General features: G+C 41.0%; 20 protein-coding genes. 9 read left to right on the plus strand and 11 right to left on the minus strand.

Going from position 1 to position 23,682, the window contains the following annotated elements:
- Positions 1–332 precede the first annotated feature (332 nt).
- Positions 333–3,260: a TonB-dependent receptor gene (locus LPA49_RS03455; protein ID WP_075594427.1), complete on the plus strand. Its 2,928-nt coding sequence runs from the start codon at positions 333–335 to the stop codon at positions 3,258–3,260.
- 422 nt (positions 3,261–3,682) lie between these two features.
- On the opposite strand, the gene mrcB is transcribed toward LPA49_RS03455, so the two are convergent.
- The 5 genes from mrcB to LPA49_RS03480 form a co-directional block, all read right to left on the minus strand.
- The gene (gene mrcB, locus LPA49_RS03460) at positions 3,683–6,007 is read right to left on the minus strand and encodes a penicillin-binding protein 1B (protein WP_075594426.1); all 2,325 of its coding nucleotides are present in this window, start codon (positions 6,005–6,007) and stop codon (positions 3,683–3,685) included.
- A 94-nt stretch (positions 6,008–6,101) separates the two neighbouring features.
- Positions 6,102–6,263 (minus strand): YqaE/Pmp3 family membrane protein, encoded by a 162-nt coding sequence (locus LPA49_RS03465; protein WP_074989046.1) that lies wholly within the window; start codon positions 6,261–6,263, stop codon positions 6,102–6,104.
- Between the two features lie 165 nt (positions 6,264–6,428).
- A complete protein-coding gene (locus LPA49_RS03470; RefSeq protein ID WP_036966432.1) occupies positions 6,429–7,658 on the minus strand; it encodes an ammonium transporter in 1,230 nt (409 codons plus the stop codon).
- A gap of 9 nt (positions 7,659–7,667) precedes the next feature.
- The gene (locus LPA49_RS03475) at positions 7,668–8,006 is read right to left on the minus strand and encodes a P-II family nitrogen regulator (RefSeq protein WP_036966429.1); all 339 of its coding nucleotides are present in this window, start codon (positions 8,004–8,006) and stop codon (positions 7,668–7,670) included.
- Positions 8,007–8,178: 172 nt separating this feature from the next.
- Positions 8,179–9,417 (minus strand): response regulator, encoded by a 1,239-nt coding sequence (locus LPA49_RS03480; RefSeq protein WP_230235573.1) that lies wholly within the window; start codon positions 9,415–9,417, stop codon positions 8,179–8,181.
- A 243-nt stretch (positions 9,418–9,660) separates the two neighbouring features.
- Between LPA49_RS03480 and LPA49_RS03485 the strand changes: the two genes are divergently transcribed.
- The 5 genes from LPA49_RS03485 to serA all read left to right on the plus strand — a co-directional run bounded on the left by LPA49_RS03485 (position 9,661) and on the right by serA (position 14,422).
- Positions 9,661–11,178: a S10 family peptidase gene (locus LPA49_RS03485; RefSeq protein WP_036966423.1), complete on the plus strand. Its 1,518-nt coding sequence runs from the start codon at positions 9,661–9,663 to the stop codon at positions 11,176–11,178.
- 117 nt (positions 11,179–11,295) lie between these two features.
- The gene (locus tag LPA49_RS03490; RefSeq protein WP_180311046.1) at positions 11,296–11,847 is read left to right on the plus strand and encodes a hypothetical protein; all 552 of its coding nucleotides are present in this window, start codon (positions 11,296–11,298) and stop codon (positions 11,845–11,847) included.
- 13 nt (positions 11,848–11,860) lie between these two features.
- Complete coding sequence (locus LPA49_RS03495; protein WP_180311047.1) at positions 11,861–12,457, plus strand: 5-formyltetrahydrofolate cyclo-ligase; 597 nt, start codon at positions 11,861–11,863, stop codon at positions 12,455–12,457.
- A 67-nt stretch (positions 12,458–12,524) separates the two neighbouring features.
- Entirely contained in the window at positions 12,525–13,178 is a 654-nt protein-coding gene (gene rpiA, locus LPA49_RS03500) for a ribose-5-phosphate isomerase RpiA (protein ID WP_065978661.1), read from the plus strand.
- Between the two features lie 14 nt (positions 13,179–13,192).
- Entirely contained in the window at positions 13,193–14,422 is a 1,230-nt protein-coding gene (serA, locus tag LPA49_RS03505; RefSeq protein WP_036966411.1) for a phosphoglycerate dehydrogenase, read from the plus strand.
- Positions 14,423–14,759: 337 nt separating this feature from the next.
- On the opposite strand, the gene LPA49_RS03510 is transcribed toward serA, so the two are convergent.
- Positions 14,760–15,449: a hypothetical protein gene (locus LPA49_RS03510; protein ID WP_065978663.1), complete on the minus strand. Its 690-nt coding sequence runs from the start codon at positions 15,447–15,449 to the stop codon at positions 14,760–14,762.
- Positions 15,450–15,775: 326 nt separating this feature from the next.
- Entirely contained in the window at positions 15,776–16,174 is a 399-nt protein-coding gene (locus LPA49_RS03515) for a hypothetical protein (protein ID WP_036966403.1), read from the minus strand.
- A gap of 867 nt (positions 16,175–17,041) precedes the next feature.
- On the opposite strand from LPA49_RS03515, the gene ltrA reads away from it, so the two are divergent.
- Positions 17,042–18,514 carry a group II intron reverse transcriptase/maturase gene (gene ltrA, locus LPA49_RS03520; protein WP_065978664.1) on the plus strand — a complete coding sequence of 491 codons (1,473 nt, stop codon included), beginning with the start codon at positions 17,042–17,044 and terminating at the stop codon, positions 18,512–18,514.
- Positions 18,515–18,724: 210 nt separating this feature from the next.
- Here the strand turns inward: ltrA and LPA49_RS03525 are convergent, their stop codons facing one another.
- Together LPA49_RS03525 and yaaA are read right to left on the minus strand one after the other, a co-directional pair.
- Positions 18,725–19,660, minus strand: coding sequence for a mechanosensitive ion channel family protein (locus LPA49_RS03525; RefSeq protein ID WP_180311048.1), 936 nt, complete (start codon positions 19,658–19,660; stop codon positions 18,725–18,727).
- Between the two features lie 135 nt (positions 19,661–19,795).
- On the minus strand, positions 19,796–20,575 hold the full coding sequence (gene yaaA, locus LPA49_RS03530; protein ID WP_180311049.1) for a peroxide stress protein YaaA: 780 nt from the start codon (positions 20,573–20,575) through the stop codon (positions 19,796–19,798).
- 221 nt (positions 20,576–20,796) lie between these two features.
- Here yaaA and tal point away from each other — a divergent pair, with 221 nt between their 5' ends.
- On the plus strand, positions 20,797–21,747 hold the full coding sequence (gene tal / locus LPA49_RS03535; RefSeq protein WP_036966394.1) for a transaldolase: 951 nt from the start codon (positions 20,797–20,799) through the stop codon (positions 21,745–21,747).
- Between the two features lie 189 nt (positions 21,748–21,936).
- Complete coding sequence (locus LPA49_RS03540) at positions 21,937–22,125, plus strand: DUF3545 family protein (RefSeq protein WP_036966391.1); 189 nt, start codon at positions 21,937–21,939, stop codon at positions 22,123–22,125.
- Between the two features lie 30 nt (positions 22,126–22,155).
- On the opposite strand, the gene ung is transcribed toward LPA49_RS03540, so the two are convergent.
- Positions 22,156–22,827, minus strand: coding sequence for a uracil-DNA glycosylase (gene ung / locus LPA49_RS03545; protein ID WP_036966388.1), 672 nt, complete (start codon positions 22,825–22,827; stop codon positions 22,156–22,158).
- Complete coding sequence (locus LPA49_RS03550; protein WP_230235595.1) at positions 22,824–23,645, minus strand: cobalamin-binding protein; 822 nt, start codon at positions 23,643–23,645, stop codon at positions 22,824–22,826. The genes ung and LPA49_RS03550 overlap by 4 nt, the downstream gene beginning before the upstream one ends.
- Between the last annotated feature and the right edge of the window lie 37 nt (positions 23,646–23,682).

Below are 23,682 nucleotides of genomic sequence, written 5' to 3' on the forward strand. Positions count from 1 at the left end.
TAAAAGAATCTACTCGCAAACTTGAACCTAAAACCTTACTTTAAAATAACTTAAAGTATAATTAAGAAAAAATTAAAGCAATTACATATAGTTACATATGTTTATTTTATGTGTAAATAAACATTATAAATAAAAATTAGATCGTTCCAAGGCGTTTTTTTGTTGGTTTATCGTATTTATAATATAAAAGATTGATCTGTATGTTCCCGCCATGTTACCAATTTGTTTCACCCTTTTATTTAAAGTGAAAAACACAAATAAAAAAATACAAGGCGTGAAAGTTATTAACAAATAACAACAATTTACAATTAAATTTTCACAGGGAAATCTCAATGAAAAACAACTTTTCAAAAACATTTAAGCGTTCGTTCACGGCTGCAGCCGTTGCGATGACCTTAAGTGCAGCTATGCCTGCTATGGCTGATAATGTTAATGGGGCAATAAAAGGTAATATTACAACTCAATCAGGTGTTTCTTTAGCTGGCGCAACAATTACTATTAGTGATAAAAGCAAAGGTTATGAAAAAACACTTACTGCAGATGCAAATGGCCAGTTTAACCTTAACCAAGTACCTGTTGGTAAATATGATGTAGTGGTGTCACAAGCTGGGTTTGAAAAAGCACAGATAAATGATGTAATCATCGGTGTAGGTAAAACAGCCCTTCTCGAAATTCCATTAGTCGAAGGTAATATTGAACGTATCGCCGTTGTAGGTGGTGCAGTTCGTGCCGTTGATGTTTCTGTTACTGAATCATCATTAAACATTAGCTCAGAAGAACTTGAATTATTACCAGTTGCTCGCTCATTAACATCGGTTGCTTTACTAGCGCCAGGTGCAACTGAAGGTGATAGTCGCTTTGGTGATCAAGCATCATTTGGTGGCTCATCTGTCGCCGAAAATGCTTATTACGTAAATGGCTTGAACATGACTAACTTTCGTAATGGCTTAGGCGGTGCAACCATCCCATTCTCAGCCTACGATAGTTTTCAGATAAAAACTGGCGGCTATTCTTCTGAATTTGGTCGAACAACGGGTGGCTTAATCTCTGCAGTTACAAAATCAGGTACTAATGACTTTCACTTTGGTGTTGAATCAATTTATTCGCCTGATTCATTAAGAGAACAAGCACCAAATTCGGTTTACTTACAAAATGAGCGTTGTGAGGATGCTGATGGCCACTGTATCGGTGACTTATTTGTTAACAACCAAGATGACTATGCAAACTCATTTGAAACAAATATTTATGCATCAGGTGCGTTGATTGAAGATACACTTTTCTTCTATGGTATTTATACATTCCGTGATAATGAAACAGAGTACGGTAACGCTTCTCAAACCTCTCTAACAAAAGAGAAAGATGATGACCCTTATTATCTAGCGCGTATTGACTGGAACATTAATGAGGATCATCAATTAATGCTCTGGGGATTTAGTGATGAACGCACATACTCAGAAAGCACAATCGAAGATCCTAATGGCACTGGTAACTACACTTTAGACGGCGGTACAGCTTATCACAAGCGCGGTGGTGAAAGTTTTGCAGTACGTTATACAGGTAACTTGACTGATGACTTAAGCATGTCTGCAATGTACGGTGAAGTTAAATTTTCAGAAACTGATTATTCAGATTTTGATGACTGCCCTACTGGCTATGATGCAGACTTAGGTGTTGATACTACTTGTTATGTAAACTTCACTGTTGGTGCTAACGAAGATAAGCGCGAGCAATTGCGCGTCGACTTTGATTGGTACTTAAATGATGAGCATACGCTAAGATTTGGTTATGACTCAGAAACCAATTCATCGAATGCAACGACAATCAACTCAGGCGGTATTTACTACTACTACAGAACATACGAAGAAGGTGCTCGTCTCCCAAATGGTTATGTTCTTACTGAGGATATGAAGACAACCCGCGTACGTAATTATAGTAATGGCGGTGAATTTGAAGTTGAAAACTGGGCTATTTACCTTGAAGATCAATGGGCCGTTACTGAAAACTTAACGCTTACCTTAGGGCTTCGTAATGACAGCTTCACAAACTATAATGCTGATGGTGACGAGTTTGTTTCTATTGATAACCAAATTGCACCAAGATTAGGTGCATCTTGGGATATCAACGGTGATGGTGACAGTAAGTTATTTATTACTGCTGGACGTTATTATTTACCTGTTGCAGCAAACACGAACATTCGTTTAGCTGGCGCAGAAACCTATATTCAAACTTGGTATGAATATGAAGGTTTAAATGCTGACGGTACTCCAATTGGTCTAAGTAACCAGTTAGGTGAACCTGCGATTTCAAACGGGGGTGATGGTACTGCAAAACCATCAAATACCTTAGCAGATAAAGATCTTGAGCCAATGTACAATGATGAAATTATTGTAGGTTATCAAGCGGCTATAAATGATGACTGGTCTTGGAGCATCAAAGGGACATACCGCACACTTGGCAATCAAATTGATGATGGCTCATATATCTTCACTGATGAAGATGGTGAAAAACTTGGTGAAAATTGGTTCTTATTTAACCCAGGAAATGGTGCAACATTTAACTTTGACCTAGATGGTGATGGAGTAACTGAAGAATACAGTTTCACCGCCGAAGAGCTAGGTTATCCTGAAGCTAAACGTCGATACGCTGCCGTTGACCTATCTATTGAGAAAAGCTGGGACAGTGTTTGGTCTTTAAAAGCACTATACACTTGGTCACATAACTACGGTAACACTGAAGGTTTTGTTAAATCTGATAATGGTCAAGATGATGCTGGTTTAACACAAGATTGGGATTACCCTTACCTTATGGATGGTGCTAACGGTAACTTACCTGCAGACCGTCGTCACAATATTAAAGTTTACGGTGCATTCGCAGTTACTGAAGACTTCTTAGTAGGCGCAAACTTAAATGTTTCTTCTGGTCGCCCTTGGACAGCATTAGGTGCGGGCTATACACCAAACCCAGACTTATATGATTATGGCGATACCTATTATGTAGGTGATAAACGCTACCCTCGCGGCAGCATGGGAACAACTCCCTGGACAGCTCGATTAGATCTTAACTTTACGTACAACTTGCATTTCAATGACCAAAAAGTGCGCTTCGCATTAGATATTTTCAATGTATTTGATGCAGCTACAGCAACTCGTTACGACGAAGTCGCTGAAATAGCGGCTGGTGATGACAGTGCAACATTCGGTCTACCGCAAAGTTATCAATCTCCTCGTCGAGTCCAAATATCTGCTTCTTACGACTTTTAACCTCAGTTAATTGAACAAGATAAGTAGATAACCTAAAAGCCTCTCAATGAGGCTTTTATTTCATTTTTAATGTTTTAAGTGACTCTGTATTCAATAAAAATATGATTTTCCCTCTCTATTATGAGTATGAATTAACTACTCTATATAGTTTTAAGCTAGTACTTTTACAAAGAGGCTGGTGATAAGCGTATCTAAGTTTAACTATTTAACTCTATTAAACTTTTCTCTACTTCAAATTACTCGTCTTTAAAAACTAATTTAGGTAAAACAGCATTCATACGAAATTCTTAAAACTCTGCAAGTACTCTTTAAAATGCTGTATACCAATTTGCTTAATTAAAAGAGCTATTTTAAGCCAAGTTCCAGTAATTAGTTACTCTTGGCAGTTGCTCTGCCTCCATTTAGCCACCAATGAAAAACTTTTAACGCTGGCAGTTCGGCCGTGGTTCAAACTCACTGGCGCGAATTGGTAACTGCACTACTTTGCCGCAGCCTGGCGGTGCTTGTAGTCCGGTTTCTTCATTAATGAATGCCCAGCGAACTGATGCTGGACGCGTGTCAGCTATCGCTTCAGGATTGAGCGGTTTAAGATAACGAATATAGGCTTCAAGTGCGCCAACACTGCCCGTTAACCCCGTGCTCTTGTTATCATCGCGACCAATCCATGCCACCGTCACTGTATTTTGATCGAAGCCTGCAAACCAGCTATCACGTAAATCGTTACTTGTACCCGTTTTACCAGCCAGTTGAATAGATGGAAAGTGGGCATTCAAACGTTTAGCAGTGCCATCTTTTGTTACCCGCTTCATGGCATATTTTGTCATGTATACAGAGGCATCATCAAAACGCTTCTGCGATTCAACATCATGTTTATAAAGTACTTTACCAACCGAGTCTGTTAACGCTGAGATAGACGTAAGCTCACGATATTGCCCATCTGCCGCAAGCGTTGTGTAAAGCTGAGCCACTTCAAAACTTGAAAGCTCTAACGCCCCTAATAACAGTGACGGGTATTGTTCGATACGTTCATCAACGCCTAAGCGCTTCAGTGTATCAGCCACTTTATCAACACCTACATCTAACCCCGTATTGACCGCTGGGATATTTACACTGTTACTAAACGCTTTATAGAGTGGCATTGGGCCTCGGAATTGCTTATCGAAGTTTTCAGGCTGCCACACTTTTCCTTGTTCATTTGTTACTTGTAGTGGTGAATCATCCACTAAAGTTGCTACATTAAATTTTCCGCTTTCAAAGGCCGTTAAATAAACGGCGGGTTTCACTAACGAGCCAATGTTACGTTTTGTATCAAGTACACGGTTAAAGCCAAAGTAACGCACATCTCGGCCTGCTACGAGTGCCGATACCCCCCCCTTCTCAACATTTACAGAGATCATGGCTGCTTCAAGTTCTTCTGTTTTAGGGCGTTTTTCTAAGTAAGGTAGACTTGCTTCTATCGACTCTTCCATCGCCGTTTGTTTTTGAAGGTCAAAATAGGTAAAAACTCGCACACCCGCATCTAATACCTGTTGATCGGGCAGTAATCGTTTTAGTTCACGATTAACCAGTTCTAAATAACCTGGATACGACTTTTGCAGGCTGTCTTTCATAGGTGCAATGTCGATTGGACGCTTTAAAGCGGCGCGATATTCACGCGTATCAATGAGTTTGTTCTCCACCATTAAGCGCAATACTAAATCTCGTCTTTCCATGGCGCGTTCACTGTAACGACGAGGGTTGTAATACGATGGGCCTTTTACCATGGCAACAAGTAGCGCTATTTGGTCGTACTCAAGTTCATCGACAGGCTTTGAAAAATAAAAATCAGCGGCAAGCCCCATACCGTGTACACCTTGGTTATAAGACTGACCTAAGTACACTTCGTTTAAATACGCTTCGAGAATTTCATCTTTGCTGTAACGGTAATCTAAAATCAGTGCTATTAATGCTTCATTAAATTTACGCACTAATGAACGCTCACGCGTTAAATATATATTTTTTGCTAATTGCTGAGTCAGCGTACTGCCACCCTGCACGGTTCTACCCGCTTTAATATTACTGTATAAAGCGCGCATTATTGACCAAACAGACACACCGTGATGTTGATAAAAATTACGATCTTCGACCACCAGCAGCGTGTCTTTTAACATCGCTGGAAACTTATCTAGCGGGACAAATTCACGGTCTTGTTTTGAGTCGTTACCAATGCGCGCAATTTGCACCGGCTCTAGGCGCGCGGTGTTTAAACGACGACCGAATTTATCTTTAATGGTTGCTAACTTTTGCCCAGAAAAACGCAGCTCAATAACATGAGCCTCTTCAAGGCCATCGTAAAACTCAAATTCACGGCGATATACTTTAATGGTGTTAGCTGATTTTACATACTGACCTGTACGACTTAGTTTATTTACTGACGAATAATTTAAACGATTTAACTCCCAAACAACCTCTTGTTGAGACAAGAACTGTCCTGGGTAAAAGCTCATTGCGCGCGCATAGACTTGGGCGGGAAGTTGCCATTTGTTGCCTTCAAACTGACGGGTAATTTTGGCATCTAAATAAATAAGATAAAGCACCATGGTAATGACCACAGCCAACGAAAGCTTCCAAAAAATTGACCACATTTTTCGAAGCACGCGTACTTTAGTTGTCGGTTGAGATGCGTTTGAACGCTTTGCAGTTGAACGTTTCGTTGCCGTCGTTTTTTTACCTGACGACTTTTTTGCAGGAGTTTTTTTATCAGCCATTGAGTTCGCTATTGGTCAGTTAATTTTACAGGGTTATATTTTGCATAACAGCGCAATACTAACACCTGCAAAATTAACAGTCACTTAAACTCGGTTAGCGTGTACACAACCAAAGTGAGTGAATGACAGCGGGGATGAAAAAGATAAAACACAAAATAATATTGATGATTAAATCTTTACCTACGCCCGCTTTCAGAAATACCGCAACAGGCGGTAAAAATAACGATAAAATGATTAGTAACAGTTTGTTATCCATGTTTTTCCCTTTTTAGTTAAGTGTTATCAGCATAGTCAATAAAACCACCTCTCGCCTATAAGAAAACACTTATTTTTAACGCAAAAAAGCTCTACCAATAGTAGAGCTTTGATTTGAACACACAATGATATTATTTAGCGTGTGCGCTGGGCACACGCATTAAAATTAGTTACTGCGAACTGATACAAACTCAGGGTAAGCATCAATACCACAGTCATGTTGATCCATACCGCTTAGTTCTTCTTCTTCGGTAACACGGATACCCATGGTATTTTTCAGAATTGCCCATACGATTGATGACGTGATGAACACAAAACCTAAGATACACACTAAACCAATTAACTGATTAACAAAGGTTGCATCTGAGTTTGATAAAGGCACTAACATGATACCTAATGCACCACACACACCATGAACCGAGATAGCGCCAACTGGGTCATCAATTTTCGCTTTATCAAGTGCAACAATGCTAAACACCACAAGTGAGCCACCTAATAAACCAAGTAAACATGCTAGCAATGGAGAAGGTGACGCTGGCTCAGCTGTAATCGTTACAAGACCTGCTAATGCACCATTTAGCACCATTGTTAAATCGGCTTTACCCCATAACACTTTACAGACAACCAATGCGGCAATTGCACCACAGGCAGCGGCAGCATTTGTATTAAGGAAAATTTTACCTACAGCGGTGGCGTTTTCAGCATCAGAGATCAGCAGTTGTGAACCACCGTTAAAACCAAACCAACCCATCCACAGAATTAATGTACCCAGTGTTGCCAGTGGTAGGTTTGAACCTGGAATTGGGTAAATTTCACCGTTTTTACCGTATTTACCTTTACGAGCGCCTAAGAAAAGAACCCCTGCTAATGCTGCTGCAGCGCCTGCACCATGTACAATGGCCGAACCTGCGAAATCAACAAAGCCCATTTCTGATAAGAACCCGGCACCCCATGTCCAATAACCTTCAATTGGGTAGATAAAACCAGTTAGAATAACCGCGAAGATTAAGAATGCCCATAGCTTCATACGCTCAGCTACGGCACCCGATACAATAGACATCGCCGTTGCAACAAATACCACTTGGAAGAAAAAATCAGATTCTAAAGAGTGATTAGCATCTGACGCCTGCGTGCCAATTAAAGCACCAAACGAAGGAACAAAACCCCCTTCTGCGTTATCAACATACATAATGTTGTAACCCACCAGTAAGAACATAGTGCAAGCAATAGAGAACAGTGCAACGTTTTTAGTTAGTATTTCTGTTGTATTTTTTGCACGAACTAAACCTGCTTCTAACATGGCAAAACCAGCTGCCATCCACATGACTAATACACCCGACATTAAAAAGTAAAATGTGTCGAGCGAGAACTTCAACTCTACTATCGTGTTTTCCATAAATCCCCCTTAAATTGCTTCTTCGTCTAGTTCGCCCGTTCGGATACGAACAATTTGGTCTAGGTCGTAAACGAAAATTTTGCCGTCACCGATTTTGCCTGTTGAAGCAATTTTTGTGATGGTATCAACGACGCGTTGACAATTTTCGCTACGCGTTGCAATTTCAAGTTTGATCTTTGGAATAAAATCGACTTGGTATTCAGCTCCACGATATAGTTCAGTATGACCACGTTGACGGCCAAAGCCTTTAACGTCGACAACTGTCATCCCCTCAATGCCTAAATCAGCCAACGCTTCACGTACATCATCAAGTTTGAATGGCTTTATTATTGCACTAATCATTTTCATAGTGGCCCCCTTCGGACGCTTATTGTTATCCTGTTGGTTTATGTAATCCAACCTTTGTGCCACTATTTTTTATTAAATAATTTCAATAAGTTAAGAGATAGCCACGACGTTCAAACAAAAAAAATGCACCCTCATGGTGCATTTTTTTAACAATTTACCAGCACTGGTGCACTTAATTGGACTGTAAGCTAACCACGCAATTACGTTGTTGCTGTTTTGCCTGATATAACGCTTTATCTGCTAAGCGCATAGCACCAGTCAGTGATACTTTAGAAAATGGCGTAATCCCTATACTCATGGTTAATGAATAAGGCTCGCCATTGATAGAAAACGCGTGCTCGGCCAGTTGCTCTCTAAAGGTATTCAACCTCAGCTCTGCTTTTTCAAGCCCCATATTGTCCAGCACAACCGCAAATTCTTCGCCGCCAATACGTGCAATCGTAAAGTCATCAAATTTTGTTTTTAAGAATGAAGTGACCTGTTTTAATGCTTGATCGCCCGCCTCATGACCAAACTGATCATTAATATTTTTGAAAAAGTCGATGTCTAATAAGGCAAGCACATTGTCTTGCTCAACATGTTTCAGTACTTTTTCTGCATATTGATAAAAATAACGACAATTATACAAACCCGTTAAGTGATCTCGGTATGCGCTTTCTTTTATGTCGGCAATTAAAGCGAGTTGCTCCATGGTTTGCATAACACGGCAATGGAACTCTTCGTTCATAAAAGGTTTTGTTAAGAAGTCATTTGCACCATATTTGATAAAGCGTGCAGATAAGCCGTGTTTGCCCGCCCCCGATAACCCAATAATGGCTAAATCATCACGGCCTCTAAAATTACGTACCGCTTTAACAAGTTCAAAACCGTCCATTGTTGGCATGGCATAATCTGTGAGCAACAATTTAATTTCAGGATCGTCTTTGAGCATTTGCAATGCTTGTTCACCGTCGTGGGCATCACTTACTTCAAACAACTGTTTTTCGAGCATTTGTTTCATTAACGTGCGGCTAAGTACAGAGTCATCAGCAACCAACGCCTTACAACCATGATTACGCAGTAACTGCGCAACGAGTTTAATAGCGTAGTGATAAGAGTCTCTATTATCTTTCACAACATAATCAACCACACCCAACTCTAACATTTGTTGGCGAATGTATTCGTCAATCTTTGAGGTTAAAACCACTGTTGGGATATTTTTTGATAGTGTGTATTTAGCCACCTCACCATTCATCGCGTCGGGCAAGGTTAAATCGACCAGCGCCAAGGTATATTCATGCTTAGCAATTAAGGAAATGCCTTCTTTTAGAGACCACGCAAAGTCGACATCCACATCTAAATAGTGGGCAGCCAAGTGACGTAACACCTGCTGTACTACTTTACTGTCTTCAACCACTAACACTCTTTGCATCGCAACTTCTCTTTTATAAGCATGTATTACAAATCATAAAACTTGCTAAATATACGTTATTTTTCAATTTAGCTAAATATTTAACCAAACTATCTTTAATAAAAAAACGCGCTTTTTGGTATTTTCTCAGCCATTCTCATTATTTCTCTGTTTAACGACTAATATTGGTGACTAGTCTCAATAGTTTGTCATCGCGCGCGCTTTTCTTTTTAATGACTGCAATTCGAATAATAAGGAATCAACATGAAACTCGTTAGTTTTATTGGTTTGTCTGTAACCGCCCTAACATTGACCTTTAGTACGCCTAGTTTTGCTGAGAACGAACGTCGTATCGACGTAGACAGCAATGTCGTGACTGAACACAAAGCACGTATAAACGGTGAGCGCTTCTCTTACACTGCAACCACTGGGACCCAGCCTGTTTGGGATGAACAAGGAAATGCCGTCGCCACGTTACAATACACCTATTATCAGCGCGATAAAGTAGACGATCGTACAAAGCGCCCGCTGGTGTTTTCGTTTAATGGTGGACCGGGCTCTGCGTCAGTGTGGATGCACCTTGCTTATACTGGACCACGCGTATTAAAAATTGATGACGAAGGTTACCCTGTGCAACCTTATGGCGTTAAAGATAACCCATATTCAATTTTAGATGTTGCAGATATTGTTTACATCAATCCCGTGAATACAGGGTACTCTCGCGTATTAGAGAACGAAAAAGGCGAACTACCAAGTAAATCTGATCAACAAAAAATGTTCTTTGGTGTTAATGCCGACATAAAATACTTAGCGGAATGGTTAAACACCTTTGTATCGCGCAATGAACGCTGGCGCTCACCCAAATTCTTAATTGGTGAAAGCTATGGTACAACCCGTGTTTCAGGCCTAGCTCACGAACTACAAAACCGTCAATGGATGTATATCAACGGCGTTATTTTAGTCTCACCAACTGAAATTGGCATTAAGCGCGAAGGCCCTGTAGAAGCAGCTAATCGCTTACCTTACTTTGCAGCAACCGCGTGGTATCACAAAGCTTTAAGTGCTGATTTACAAGCTAAAGACTTAGATGAGCTACTACCAGAAGTTGAAGACTTCACGGTAAATAAGTTCCTTCCAGCGATTGCTAAAGGGGGCTTTTTAGCGGCTGATGAAAAACGCGCTATTATCAAGCAAGCAGCTAAATATGCTGGCTTATCAGAGAAATTTGTTGAGCAAAACAACCTTGATATTCCAACTGATTTTTTCTGGAAAGAGCTGCTACGTGACCGCGGTCAAACGGTGGGTCGTTTAGATTCACGCTACTTAGGTATCGATAAACGCGATGCGGGTGAATCACCAGACTACTGGGCAGAGCTCACGTCATGGTTACACTCATTCACACCCGCAATTAACTACTACCTACGTGAAGAGTTAAATTACAAAACTGATATCAAATACAACTTATTTGGTAATGTTCACCCTTGGGACCGCTCAGGTAATAACACTGGCGAAAACCTGCGTTTAGCAATGGCACAAAACCCGTACCTGAATGTCATGATCCAATCTGGTTACTATGATGGTGCAACAAACTACTTTGACGCTAAATACACAATGTGGCAGTTAGATCCAAGTGGTAAAATGAAAGATCGCTTAAGCTTTAAAGGCTACCGCAGTGGTCACATGATGTATTTACGTCATGCCGACCTTGAATCATCAAACAATGACTTACGTGAATTTATTTTGAAATCGCTGCCGGCAGAAGGCAAAGCCGCCAAATACTAATCACGCAAAGTAAATTCCAAAAAGAAAAAAGCCCGTTTTTACGGGCTTTTGTTTATCCATTGATCTATTTAGGTTTATACTTTCAGCCATACACTCTAGAGATTTGGAAATCACAGCATGGCAGAAAAATTTCGTGTGATGTTTGCCGGGCTTGAATCAGGCATAGATCAAACACAAGCGACTGAGCAACTTGCCGCAAAATTAAAAACCAGCACAGACAAAGTTGCAGGGCTTTTTGAGCACAAACCTTTGTTTGCTCCGAGCGATCAAGAAAAAGCACTTAAGCAAGCTAAACTACTGGCCAGTGTTGGCATAAAAGCTAAATTACAACCAGTTAGTCAGCAGCCTGCGAGTATTGGCCTTGACGCAAAGCAACGTGATGAGCGTATTTTTGATGCGCTTGACTACATAACCAGTAGTCTTATTCGCTTAGAAGAAAAGCTAGACGACCTTGAGCAACGGCTCCCTGAACTTGAAAACAGCAGTGAACTAAGCAGCACCGATAAATGGCAAGAAGAAGATTTGCTTGATGAAGAAGCATATTGCGAACCTGTTAAAAAGCGTTCAAACACCCTGCTCTATTCATTGATTGCCATGGTGGTTGTGTTGTTAATTGCGCTGGGTATTGTGGAACTGTTTCCTGACCTATTCTCATTTTTAGAAAGTTAATATACATATTGACATGAGCAACATACGAGCAGAAATAAGACAATCTATTCGCAAAAAGCGTAATTCTCTTAGCAAAGAGCAACAAAAAAATGCAGCAATTGCGCTGAAAATGAATTTTACTCAACACCTAAAATCATTAAATACATCCCAAAATCCCCGTATAGGCATTTATTTTAGCAATGATGGAGAACTAGATACCTCATTGTTAATTAAAGAATTATGGCACAAAAAAGCGCCCCTTTACTTGCCTATAATCCACCCGTTTAATGGCACTACTTTGTACTTTCAAAGGTATGAAGAAAATTCACCCATGACTGCAAATCGCTATGGTATCTTGGAGCCCAAGTTGAATTGCAGTCAAATATGTCCTTTAGACAAGCTTGATATTTTATTAATGCCACTCGTGGCATTTGATGATCAAGGTAACCGTTTAGGTATGGGCGGTGGGTTTTATGACAAAACATTAGCACGATACTACCAAGAGAACTGGCAAAAGCCGATATTAATCGGTCTGGCGCATCAATGTCAGCATGTGTCTTCTTTACCAATAGAATCTTGGGATGTTCCGCTAAAACACATCATCACCCCAGAGAAAATCTACCAATGGTAGCACTTCTCTCTGTATACTATGAACACTTGAATAAGTATCTCTCTGACAGCCAACTGAGCACATAATTATGACGCAAGATGAATTAAAAAAAGCCGCTGCCTGGGCAGCACTCGAATTTGTAAAAGAAAACACCATTGTTGGTGTTGGCACAGGTTCAACAGTAAATCATTTTATTGATGCACTAGACACGGTAAAAGACACCCTTGTGGGTGCTGTTTCAAGTTCAGAAGCTTCAACTGAAAAGTTAAAAGCACTTGGTATTGAAGTATTTGAGCTTAATGATGTGCAAAGCCTTGATGTTTATGTTGATGGCGCTGATGAAATCAACCCACACAACGAAATGATTAAAGGCGGTGGCGCAGCGCTAACACGCGAGAAAATAGTCTCTGCGGTAGCAAAACAATTTGTATGTATTGTTGATGAATCAAAAGAAGTTGAGACATTAGGGGCATTCCCACTGCCAGTTGAAGTAATCCCAATGGCTCGCAGCTACGTTGCTCGTGAACTCGTAAAACTTGGGGGTGATCCAGTGTACCGCCAAGGTGTAGTGACAGACAACGGCAACATCATTTTAGATGTGCATAACCTTGATATCAGCAATGCCAAAGAATTAGAGCTAACAATCAATCAGATTGTTGGGGTAGTTACAAACGGCTTGTTTGCCCATCGCGGTGCAGACAAAGTTATTATCGGCACCAAAAATGGGCCGCAAATCAAGTAAATAGGAATGAGGATATGAGTAAGGTATCGTTAGCAAAAGACAAAATTAAAATTCTCTTGCTGGAAGGCGTGCACCAAAGTGCTGTAGAAACGCTAAAGCGTAATGGTTACAGTAACATTGACTACGTGAAAACGTCCTTACCTGAAGACGAGCTCATTGAGCGCATTAAAGATGTGCACTTTGTTGGCCTTCGTTCTCGTACTCATATTAATCAAGCGGTATTAGAAGCAGCTGAAAAGCTTGTTGCAGTAGGCTGCTTCTGTATCGGTACAAACCAAGTTGATCTGCAAGCTGCACGTGAGCGTGGTATTGCTGTATTCAACGCACCATTCTCAAACACGCGCTCTGTTGCAGAGTTAGTGCTTGGTGAAATCTTATTACTTCTTCGTGGTATTCCACAGCGTAACGCCCTCGCTCATCGCGGTGGTTGGTTAAAATCAGCCAACGGTTCATTTGAAGCCCGTGGTAAAACGTTAGGTATTGTTGGTTACGGCCACATTGGTACACAACTCGGTATCATGGCTGAAAACATCGGTATGAACGTAGAGTTCTTTGATATCGAAGACAAACTATCGCTTGGTAATGCGACACAAGTACATAACCTTACCCAGTTATTGCAACGTGCCGATGTAATTAGCTTACACGTACCAGAAACGCCGCAAACTAAAAACCTAATTGGCATGGCTGAGCTTGAAGTCATGAAGCAAGGCGCGATTTTAATCAATGCCTCACGCGGTACAGTGGTTGATATTGATGCGCTTGCAGAAGCACTGAGCGAGAAAAAGCTAAGCGGTGCTGCCATCGACGTATTCCCTGTTGAACCAAAATCGAATGACGAAGAATTTGTTTCACCTCTGCGTGGTTTTGATAACGTTATTTTGACCCCACACATTGGTGGCTCAACGCAAGAAGCACAAGAGAACATTGGTATTGAAGTTGCGGGTAAACTTGCTAAGTATTCAGATAATGGGTCAACAATTACAGCCGTGAACTTCCCTGAAGTATCACTGCCTGAACTCGCTAACCGCAGTCGCTTATTGCACGTACACCAAAATAGACCCGGCGTGTTAACGCAAATTAACCAAGCGTTTGCACAGCACGGTATCAATATCGCAGCACAGTACTTACAAACTGACGAAGCGATTGGTTACGTAGTAATTGATGTAGACACAGACCATTCAGAAGTCGCACTTAAAGAACTAAGTGCAGTTGAAGGTACAATCAGAGCACGTATCTTACACTAATCGCTCACACAGCGAATAAGCAAAAAGCGCAACCAGTTTGACTGATTGCGCTTTTTTGATGTTGAGCTTAAGCCACCCTCTCTCAGTTGATTTTGTGTGAAGATAAGAGCGGAGCGAAACCCAGCAAAGTAAGCCTCGCTGTAAGCCGTAAGTTTTAAGCGCCAAGTCAAAAATAGCTCAGCGTAGGCGTAAATTTATTTCGCGCGAGGCGGTTACTTATAAGTAACCAATACCAACCATTCTTGAGTAAACAGCAGATGGTAGTTCAAGCCAATTTTGGACAAAAGCATTTCATAACAGAAGGACGGCTCTGTGCCATTAGCTGTCGCTCACTGACTCATGCTTTACAGTATGATTCCCATTCTTCGAACTTAACTTGAAGGAAGCTTTCAATCTGAGGTATTAAATGCAGGTCGTGCGCCTGAACGTCATAAGTAAAGTAAAAATCTTTATATATGAAGCTTCTTTTGCATCTAAAGTTCATAGGCTTCTTGCCAATACAGCTTCCAATAAACCAATCATCAGGCATTGCATCTAGACGCGGATTAGGCGGGGTTTTAGCTAAACTCCACCACGTATCAATAAATCTTCTGTCGCCTATTTCATATAAATTTAAGCTTTCATTAAAATCTACTGCTGGCTCAGTTTTTTCTGTTTGGACATTCCATGCAGCTTCTGCGACACCATTTGGTTTTCCTATTTGATTTAGCCCCCAAATGATCCCTGTTATTTCATGTTTTAAATCAACGTTGTATTGGTTTATATGACTATAAGTATAACCAGTAATTGAGTCAGCTACTTCTTGTGCTGATATTTTATAAAGACCACCAGCGGCATTTTCATCTAGATCTTCATCATCAATAAACCAAAGATAAGGCACATTGACTATGAGTTCGTAGGATTTTGGAATGCAAAGCTTGGAGTTCGATACATTGACGATTCCATATTCCCTAAATGATTCTTTGACATAATTAAAGCCAATAAAAAGCACAAGTAATATTGCTAGATATTTAAAAAACGTTTTCATTGAGTGTGTAACAATCCTTGATACTGTTATTCTGTGAAACACGATAGGAAATCATTAAGGTAGCTTCCGCTTATCGCTCACAGCCGAATTTCGCATACATGCTATTAGCGGTCTTAAGGCCATCATTGAGTGTGAGCAGACGTTGAGTATAACGCATATTTGGACAGAAACGTTTTAGGTCGTCGGCTATTAGGTGAATTTCACATAAATATTTCTATAGAGCAAAACGCCCTGTTAATTGTCGGTTTACGCTTGGCTATAATTAGCGAAGAATGAGCGCCAGCCAAGCAGTAAAGCGTCCATTTTAAACAGCTTGTATGTACCGTTTACTCACCAGCCTTTATTTTGGGTAACTGAATTTGCAACATAACAAAAGCAGGAATGAGTGGCAAAAACGCTAACCAAGATAATTCAGAAACAACCCAAAACCAAATGAACCATGATTCTGCAGCAATTAGCAAAAGCAACTTTATGACGCGCTTAAAAAGCATTAGATCGCCCATAGCTGCTAACGGCAAACCAAAGCCTAGCGAGCCGACTGAAACTATAGCTGGGTGAATTGACTCGAATTCAGTATTTTGTATAACTGAAAAATAAAATTCGTAGCCATAGCTAAATAGCAAAGGGCTCAATAGACAAAACATCCAAACCGTGTTCCAGCTAGTACTACGCTGATGCTTAGAGTGGATTTTATTTTTTTCTTGAAGCTTGCTCAATGCATCCATTTAACTCAGTCTATCCCTAGGTATATAACATTTTATAGTGCGCTCGTCGCGCATCTTTGTGCCGATGTTACGCGCATGTATTAATGAATCTATTTTTAACAAATAACGTAATGCATTGCCAACTATAATATTTTTATTGACACTAAAGGTATTCAGAAAAAGAAAATACACTTGTCGCTCAAAAAATTAGTGGAATATCAGATTATGGGGTAGCGCCAATATCATTAGATGAATAAGACTGTATCTAATAGCTCAAAGCCAACCTATAGAGTAATTACGTTAACTCACTTTGGGGCGTGCGACGTGAAGTCGTATGAAGCGCTGTTCACCGCTTAATGAGTGAACCATCTGTATCACCAGATGATCCTAGGAGCCTGAATAAAGTAGCGGCTCTGACAATGTAACGAAGGTTGGTATGCGCCAATCGGGATCTTAATCGTGAGAGGACGATCCTCCTGATAACCACAAATCGGGTGAGTGCTAGGCAGTCAGTATGATGAACATAAGTGAATCCGCGTAAGGTGCGTTATATGATGAAACAGCGGAAGTGGTTAATACGCTGTAGCCAAAAGGCGCGAGAGTCGGAAAGAGATTGCCCCATGCTCTTTCGTGATCACTGAACTCTCCGCACTATAGCGGGCATCTAACCTGACATTGCGCAACATACGGAACACGGTAAGCCTGTATCACTCCCTTTGGGAAAGCTTATATAGCCGATAGTGATGCAGGTAGAGGATGTTGGAGAAAGCAAAGGCTGGATTGTAATGATGCAGATACAGACGTCTGTCTGGCACGAAAGTGAGCTGACTTCCGACTGGTCTTCCTTTGCAAGAGAATTTGAAGAACTTTATTCAAGGAGAAACGCAAATGATGATTTCAAAAGAGATTAGTGCCTCTCCTGACAGTGCTCAATGGCAATCCATAAATTGGAAAACTGTTGAGTCACACGTTTTAAAGCTTCAGATGCGTATTGCAAAAGCAACAAGAGAAAGTAAACACGGCAAAGCGAAAGCGTTGCAATGGATACTGACTCACTCGCATTCGGCAAAACTTCTTGCTGTTAAGCGAGTATCACAAAACAAAGGCAGTAAAACGCCCGGAATAGACGGCGTCATCTGGAATACGGATACGCGCCGCATGAAAGCAGTCAATCAATTGAGCAGAAAAGCTTATCAAGCCAAACCGCTCAAGCGTATCTACATCCCTAAGAAAAACGGCAAGCTCAGACCTTTGGGTATCCCGTGTATGGTCGATAGAGCGCTGCAAGCGCTTCATCTTCTCGCACTAGAGCCTGTGTCAGAAACACTTGCTGACCCAAATAGTTACGGCTTTCGGCGCAACAGAAGTACTGCTGATGCTATTGCTCAGTGTTTTCTCTGTTTGAGTAAAAAGCAATCCGCACAATGGGTTCTTGAGGGAGATATTAAAGCCTGTTTCGACAAGATTGGGCATCAATGGCTTATGAATAATATAGCTGTAGATAAACGAATGTTGGAACAATGGTTAAAGTCTGGTTTTATGGACAAAGGGCTGTTCTATCGCACTGACGAGGGAACACCACAAGGCGGGATCATATCTCCAACCTTGATGCTGATGACTCTTGCAGGTCTTGAGCAACGCATAAAGTCCACCGCACTTAAAAATGGGGCGAGAGCCAACTTTATAGGATACGCTGATGATTTCGTCGTCACTTGCACTTCAAAGGACGTGCTGGAGAACGATATCAAACCGTTGATTGCTGACTTCTTAGCACACAGAGGCTTAACGCTCTCCGAAGAGAAAACGCACATTACTCACATTAGCCGTGGTTTTGACTTCCTAGGCTTTAACCATAGGAAGTACAAAGGAAAGCTGCTCATTAAACCGAGTAAATCTAACACGTTAATATTTCTGAGTAACTTGCGCGAACTCACTAAAAAGCACGCAACCACCCCCGTTAACGATCTAATCAAGTTGATAAATCCGAAACTCAGGGGTTGGTCGAATTACTATCGCCATTGCGTTGCCAAACAAGTATTCGGATATGTGAGCCACAAACTATTTCTAGCGTTATGGCATTGGGCTAAAAGGCATCATCCAACAAAATCAAAAACTTGGATCGCCATGAAGTACTTTATCAACCGTCGAGGCCAATGGCAATTTCACGGTTGGCAGAAGAGCATGAATATGGATTGTCAGTTTAATCTATTTCAAATAGCTAAGGTGCCAATAGAGAGACATGTGAAAATCAGGAGTGAAGCTACGCCTTTTGATCCTTTATACCAAGAATACTTGGCAAAGAGAAAAGCAAAGAGGCAATGCCGCAACTCTTGGAATGAGCCTAATCTCGCTGCTTTATAAGTTGCTGGGTACCAATTAGGTGCCTTCGTGAAGGCTTGAGCCGTATGCAGTGAAAGTTGCACGTACGGTTCTTAGGAGGGCGACACTTGGTAACAGGTGTCGTCTATCCGACAGAATCGGTTTGGCTTGGTTAGACTGAGAATAAAACGGAAACAACCACCCGCTCACGTACACTTCCCTGTGTAAATCACGCCGGTGAGTCAGTAAATTTTACTTATCGGCTGGCTTTGCATCCGCGGCCTTATCTTGCTGTTTTTCGCTGATCATGGTGTTTAATTTTTCGCCGCCTTTAATACCAAAATCTAACGTGCGGATTGGGAATGGAATGGTCATATTAGCTTCGCTTAAGGCGTTTCTAACAGCCACAACAGCTTTGTGGCGTAAAGTCATAAAGTCAGCTTCACCGGGGTACTTAATCCAAAACCACACCAGTAAATTAATGCTGCTATCGCCAAAGCTTTCGGCGTACACGGCGGTCTCTTCTTGCTTGATCACAAAATCAAATTCATTGATTTTTTTAACGATAACCTCTGCAGCTTGCTCTGGGTCATCGGCATACGAAATACCCACAGGCACCTCAATACGGCGAACGCCTAACGTACTGTAATTACTAAGTATGTTTCTAAATAAAATTTTATTCGGTACGAGAATTAGTTGTCCATAAAAATTCTCGATAAGGGTGTTTCTGAGGTTAATCGCGCGCACTGTACCAAATACACTTTCCGTTCGAATGACATCACCTGCTTTAAAGGGTTTACGAATACCCATGGCAATACCTGCGATTAAGTTTTCGGTCATATCCTGAAAAGCAAAACCGATAGCAAGACCAACAATACCAGCACCTGCGAGTAATGAAGTCACGGTGCCTCTGAGGCCTAAAAAATCGAGCGCAACAAACAGCCCTACACAAAGAATAACCACTTTTGCAATAGACGACATCAAATCAGCAATTTGCGTTGATTCCAAAGAGCGACGTAAGATTTTACGCAGCATTGAGCCACACACTCGCGCTAAAAGCGAAAATAAAATGGTTATTATGATTGCGACGATGAAGTTAGGAATATGACTTATAACAATATCAATCCAACCACCAAGCTTCTCTTCAATGAGCTTTTCAGCTTCACTAACGGATGGAATTTTTAGCATGTTTATACCTTGTTATCTTATATTAACTAACTCGGTAATTTGCAAAATGAACGCCATGTTTAATCAGACAAATAAAAACCATAAAAAAAGCCGTGCATCGCACGGCTTTTAACACACTAAAGTAGGCTCTTTTTTCTAGTGCTGTTCTTCTCGCAGAAAAACAGGTTCGAGCTCTTTCGCGGTTGCATCGCTACTGAAGTAATAACCCGCTACTGTGAAATCTTTTAAATCACTCAATTGAGTAATTTTATTCTCAATAATGTAACGCGCCATCATGCCGCGGGCTTTTTTCGCGTAAAAGCTGATCACTTTATACTGGCCGTTTTTACAATCTTTAAAATGAGGTGTTATAATTTGTGCATTCAAGGCTTTTTTATCAACTGCTTTAAAGTACTCATTTGAAGCAAGGTTTACTAAGTACTTACTGTCTTGCTCTGCCAAGACTGTATTGAGTTTTTCGGCTATCACACTCCCCCAAAACTCATACAAGTTTTTACCGCGTGGATTTTCAAGCTTAGTGCCCATTTCTAGGCGGTAAGCTTGCATTAAATCGAGCGGCTTAAGCACACCGTAAAGGCCAGATAAAATTCGTAAGTGAGACTGTGCATAATCTAAGTCAGAGTGTGTTAACGACTGTGCATCTAAACCACCATACACATCTCCATTAAATGCAAGGACGGCTTGTTTTGCGTTTTCTGTTGTAAACGGCTGTGACCACTGTGCGAATCGCGCTGCATTTAAACCGGCTAGTTTATCGCTGATTTTCATTAAACTGCCAATTTGAGCAGGGGTTAAATCATGGCAAACTGACATTAACTCTTCGCTGTGCTCGAGTAATTCAGGCTGAGTGAATTTGTCGGTCGTGGCTGGTGTTTCATAATCTAAATTTTTTGCAGGTGAAATAACTGTGATCATAGATAGCTATTGACTTGTAATTTGTTTGATGTCAATTTCAACATTAAATGAATCAAAATGCACGTTTTGTTTCGCCCCGCCTTAATTCGCTGCATTTTCACATCTAATGCCTTAGTTTTCTTAGTTAAGGACATTTGACCTATTAAACACTGTCATAGTGTTGCAGCATTAAGGTGGCTATAATGGATTTTCTTTTAACTTGCTTGGAATGAGGAAAGCAAATGACTTCAGCACTACAAAGGCTTAAACAGCATTCATCTATTGTTGCAGATACAGGTGATATTGAAGCTATCAAAAAGCACCAACCAGAAGATGCAACAACTAACCCATCTTTACTTTTAAAAGCCAGTGAAATTGAAGCGTATAAACCTTATCTAGACAAGGCATGGCAATACGCAAAAGAAACAGAGCAAGATGCAGCCAAGCAACTTGAACTTGCTTGCGATTATTTTGCCGTATTAATTGGTAAAGAAATCAGCGAAATTGTACCGGGTTATATCTCGACAGAAGTCGATGCGCGTTTATCTTTCGATACACAAGCGACGATTGATAAAGCACATACTTTACTTAGTCTTTACGAAAAAGAAGGGGTAAGCAAAGATAAAATTCTTATTAAAGTTGCATCAACGTGGGAAGGCATCAAAGCTGCCGAGCAATTAGAAAAAGAAGGCACTAAGTGTAACTTAACGCTGTTATTCTCAGAAGCACAAGCACGTGCCTGTGCCGACGCAAATGTATTTCTAATTTCACCGTTTGTTGGCCGTATTCTTGACTGGCATGTAGCGAATGGTATGGAAAAACCGACTGATCCAATGCAAGATCCTGGTGTACAGTCTGTTCGTAGTATTTATGAATTCTACAAACGCCATGACTATAAAACAGTCGTGATGGGTGCAAGCTTCCGTAACACGGGTGAAATCATCGCGCTTACTGGTTGTGATAAATTAACAATCAGCCCTGCATTACTTGAAGAGCTTGGTGAGCTTACAGACGCACAAGAGTACTTACTTGAAAGCGACTTTACCGTTGAACCAAAACCAGCACCACTGACTGAAAGTGAGTTCCGTTGGTTACATAATCAAGATGCCATGGCGACAGAAAAACTAGCTGAGGGCATTCGCTCTTTTGCCGAAGCGCAGCTTGAATTAGAAGCACGCTTTAAAGCAATGTAATCTGCAAAAATCATTGTAAATGAACGCCACCGCTCTCGGTGGCGTTTTTGTTTATATACCATACAAAATTTTGATCTATTCATCTAGCAATCACATTCCTGTAACAATATCGTCACTTTTTTATTCTATTTTTGTCTAGCCTGTGGTATAGATATTTCCGAGGTTCAAAATAATCAATAGGAGAAGTTCATGGATAGCCTAGACGATATTTTAGAAATATTAGAAGGTCCTAGTACAACAAAAAAGACCTCTACAAAAAATAAAAAGAGAAAATGGCGCGAAATCGAAGCTTTGAAAGATAAGCACAGATTACGTAAAGAACTACAGGAGTTAGACTACTTTACAGACAGTATAGCGATTGATGAGCTAGACTTTTAAATCAAGGCCCGCAAGGGCCTTTTGTTTGCATTAAATTTTAGGAAGGTGCCAATTAATCGGTGTTTTATGCTGTTCGCTCAGTCGCTGATTAATCGTTGAAAAATGCTTACACCCAAAAAAACCTCGATGTGCAGACAAAGGTGAAGGATGTGGGCCTTGGATCACGTGATGACGCGATGTATCGATGTGTTTACCTTTCTTTTGTGCATGTGCCCCCCACAAAACAAACACAACTCCCTCACATTGCTGATTGATCAGTGCGATAACTTGGTCTGTAAACTGCTCCCATCCCAAATGCTTATGTGAATGCGCGTTTCCCTGCTCAACGGTCAGTACTGTATTCAATAAAAACACGCCCTGCTCTGCCCAGCTTTGTAAGTAACCATGCTCAGGTATTTCGAATCCGTCGATATCTGTGGCCAGTTCTTTATAGATGTTTTTAAGTGAAGGCGGCAGTTTTTTAACCTCAGGTTGCACTGAAAAGCATAATCCATGTGCCTGCCCTTCACCGTGATAAGGGTCTTGCCCTAAAATAACCACTTTCACATCGTTTAAAGGAGTGGCGTTAAAGGCTGAGAAAACCTGTTCTTCAGGTGGGAATACAACAACACCCGCAGCGCGTTTATCAGCAACATAGGTTAGTGTGTCTTGCATATAGGGCTTGGCTAATTCAGCCTTTAAAAAATCTTGCCAGTTGGTCATTTTGAAGCCTGTATTTGCTTTCTTGAAATGTCTATTTTACCACACATCTCGCTCAAGCCATCAAGCATGCGGGTTGTAAAGCGATGTAATAAATCAGCGTTAACACTTATAAATTGGTTATGCTGAACGGCCGGTAATTCAGGCCATTGTCGCCAATCTATTTGAGGTTGCGGCTTTTTCGATTTTTCATCGGGGATAATAATCACCTCGGGTTTACTTACCAGCACATTTTCAATACTGATACGCGGATAATCGGTTTCACTGTTTGCAAATACATTGTCAGCATGGCAAATCGTTAATAACTGATTAATCCATGTGTTACCCCCCACCGTCATCATCGGCTCTGGCCATAACTGATAAAACACACTCACTGGGAGTTTATCCTGCTGTGAAGCACGGATGGCAGCAAGCTTTACTTCAAACTCAGTGGCTACTCTATCGGCTCGCGTTTTTAAATGGGTTAACTCACCTAATTTACGTAACTCATCAGCCACATTATCCACTTGGTCTGGGTTACTGTAAGCAACCGGAATACCTAATTTCTCAATGTAAGCAAGATCTTCAGCTTTATTACCGGTCTTCCATGCAAGAACAAGATCAGGTTTCAGCGATAAGAGCCTTTCCATATTGATGCCGTAGTAACCACCCACTCGTTCAATTTCATTGGCTTGTGCAGGGTAATCGGCATAATCGACAGTTCCAACGATGCGATCTCCAGCACCAATTGCAAACAGGTTTTCGACTATATGCGGAGCCAAAGCAACGATACGCAGAGGCTCTTTAATTTCATGTGCGTAAGAAAACTGAGCCAACCACATCAATGCCCATAAGCAACTAAAGGTCAGTGCTTTCATA

The organism is Pseudoalteromonas sp. MB41, from assembly GCF_020966275.1.
GTDB lineage: Bacteria > Pseudomonadota > Gammaproteobacteria > Enterobacterales > Alteromonadaceae > Pseudoalteromonas > Pseudoalteromonas lipolytica.

Bases quoted from the DNA above. Each gene is read 5' to 3' on its own strand.
- LPA49_RS03455 (WP_075594427.1), top strand. From the start codon at position 333: ATGAAAAACAACTTTTCAAAAACATTTAAGCGTTCGTTCACGGCTGCA.
- mrcB (WP_075594426.1), bottom strand. From the start codon at position 6,007: ATGGCTGATAAAAAAACTCCTGCAAAAAAGTCGTCAGGTAAAAAAACG.
- LPA49_RS03465 (WP_074989046.1), bottom strand. From the start codon at position 6,263: ATGGATAACAAACTGTTACTAATCATTTTATCGTTATTTTTACCGCCT.
- LPA49_RS03470 (WP_036966432.1), bottom strand. From the start codon at position 7,658: ATGGAAAACACGATAGTAGAGTTGAAGTTCTCGCTCGACACATTTTAC.
- LPA49_RS03475 (WP_036966429.1), bottom strand. From the start codon at position 8,006: ATGAAAATGATTAGTGCAATAATAAAGCCATTCAAACTTGATGATGTA.
- LPA49_RS03480 (WP_230235573.1), bottom strand. From the start codon at position 9,417: ATGCAAAGAGTGTTAGTGGTTGAAGACAGTAAAGTAGTACAGCAGGTG.
- LPA49_RS03485 (WP_036966423.1), top strand. From the start codon at position 9,661: ATGAAACTCGTTAGTTTTATTGGTTTGTCTGTAACCGCCCTAACATTG.
- LPA49_RS03490 (WP_180311046.1), top strand. From the start codon at position 11,296: ATGGCAGAAAAATTTCGTGTGATGTTTGCCGGGCTTGAATCAGGCATA.
- LPA49_RS03495 (WP_180311047.1), top strand. From the start codon at position 11,861: ATGAGCAACATACGAGCAGAAATAAGACAATCTATTCGCAAAAAGCGT.
- rpiA (WP_065978661.1), top strand. From the start codon at position 12,525: ATGACGCAAGATGAATTAAAAAAAGCCGCTGCCTGGGCAGCACTCGAA.
- serA (WP_036966411.1), top strand. From the start codon at position 13,193: ATGAGTAAGGTATCGTTAGCAAAAGACAAAATTAAAATTCTCTTGCTG.
- LPA49_RS03510 (WP_065978663.1), bottom strand. From the start codon at position 15,449: ATGAAAACGTTTTTTAAATATCTAGCAATATTACTTGTGCTTTTTATT.
- LPA49_RS03515 (WP_036966403.1), bottom strand. From the start codon at position 16,174: ATGGATGCATTGAGCAAGCTTCAAGAAAAAAATAAAATCCACTCTAAG.
- ltrA (WP_065978664.1), top strand. From the start codon at position 17,042: ATGATGATTTCAAAAGAGATTAGTGCCTCTCCTGACAGTGCTCAATGG.
- LPA49_RS03525 (WP_180311048.1), bottom strand. From the start codon at position 19,660: ATGCTAAAAATTCCATCCGTTAGTGAAGCTGAAAAGCTCATTGAAGAG.
- yaaA (WP_180311049.1), bottom strand. From the start codon at position 20,575: ATGATCACAGTTATTTCACCTGCAAAAAATTTAGATTATGAAACACCA.
- tal (WP_036966394.1), top strand. From the start codon at position 20,797: ATGACTTCAGCACTACAAAGGCTTAAACAGCATTCATCTATTGTTGCA.
- LPA49_RS03540 (WP_036966391.1), top strand. From the start codon at position 21,937: ATGGATAGCCTAGACGATATTTTAGAAATATTAGAAGGTCCTAGTACA.
- ung (WP_036966388.1), bottom strand. From the start codon at position 22,827: ATGACCAACTGGCAAGATTTTTTAAAGGCTGAATTAGCCAAGCCCTAT.
- LPA49_RS03550 (WP_230235595.1), bottom strand. From the start codon at position 23,645: ATGTGGTTGGCTCAGTTTTCTTACGCACATGAAATTAAAGAGCCTCTG.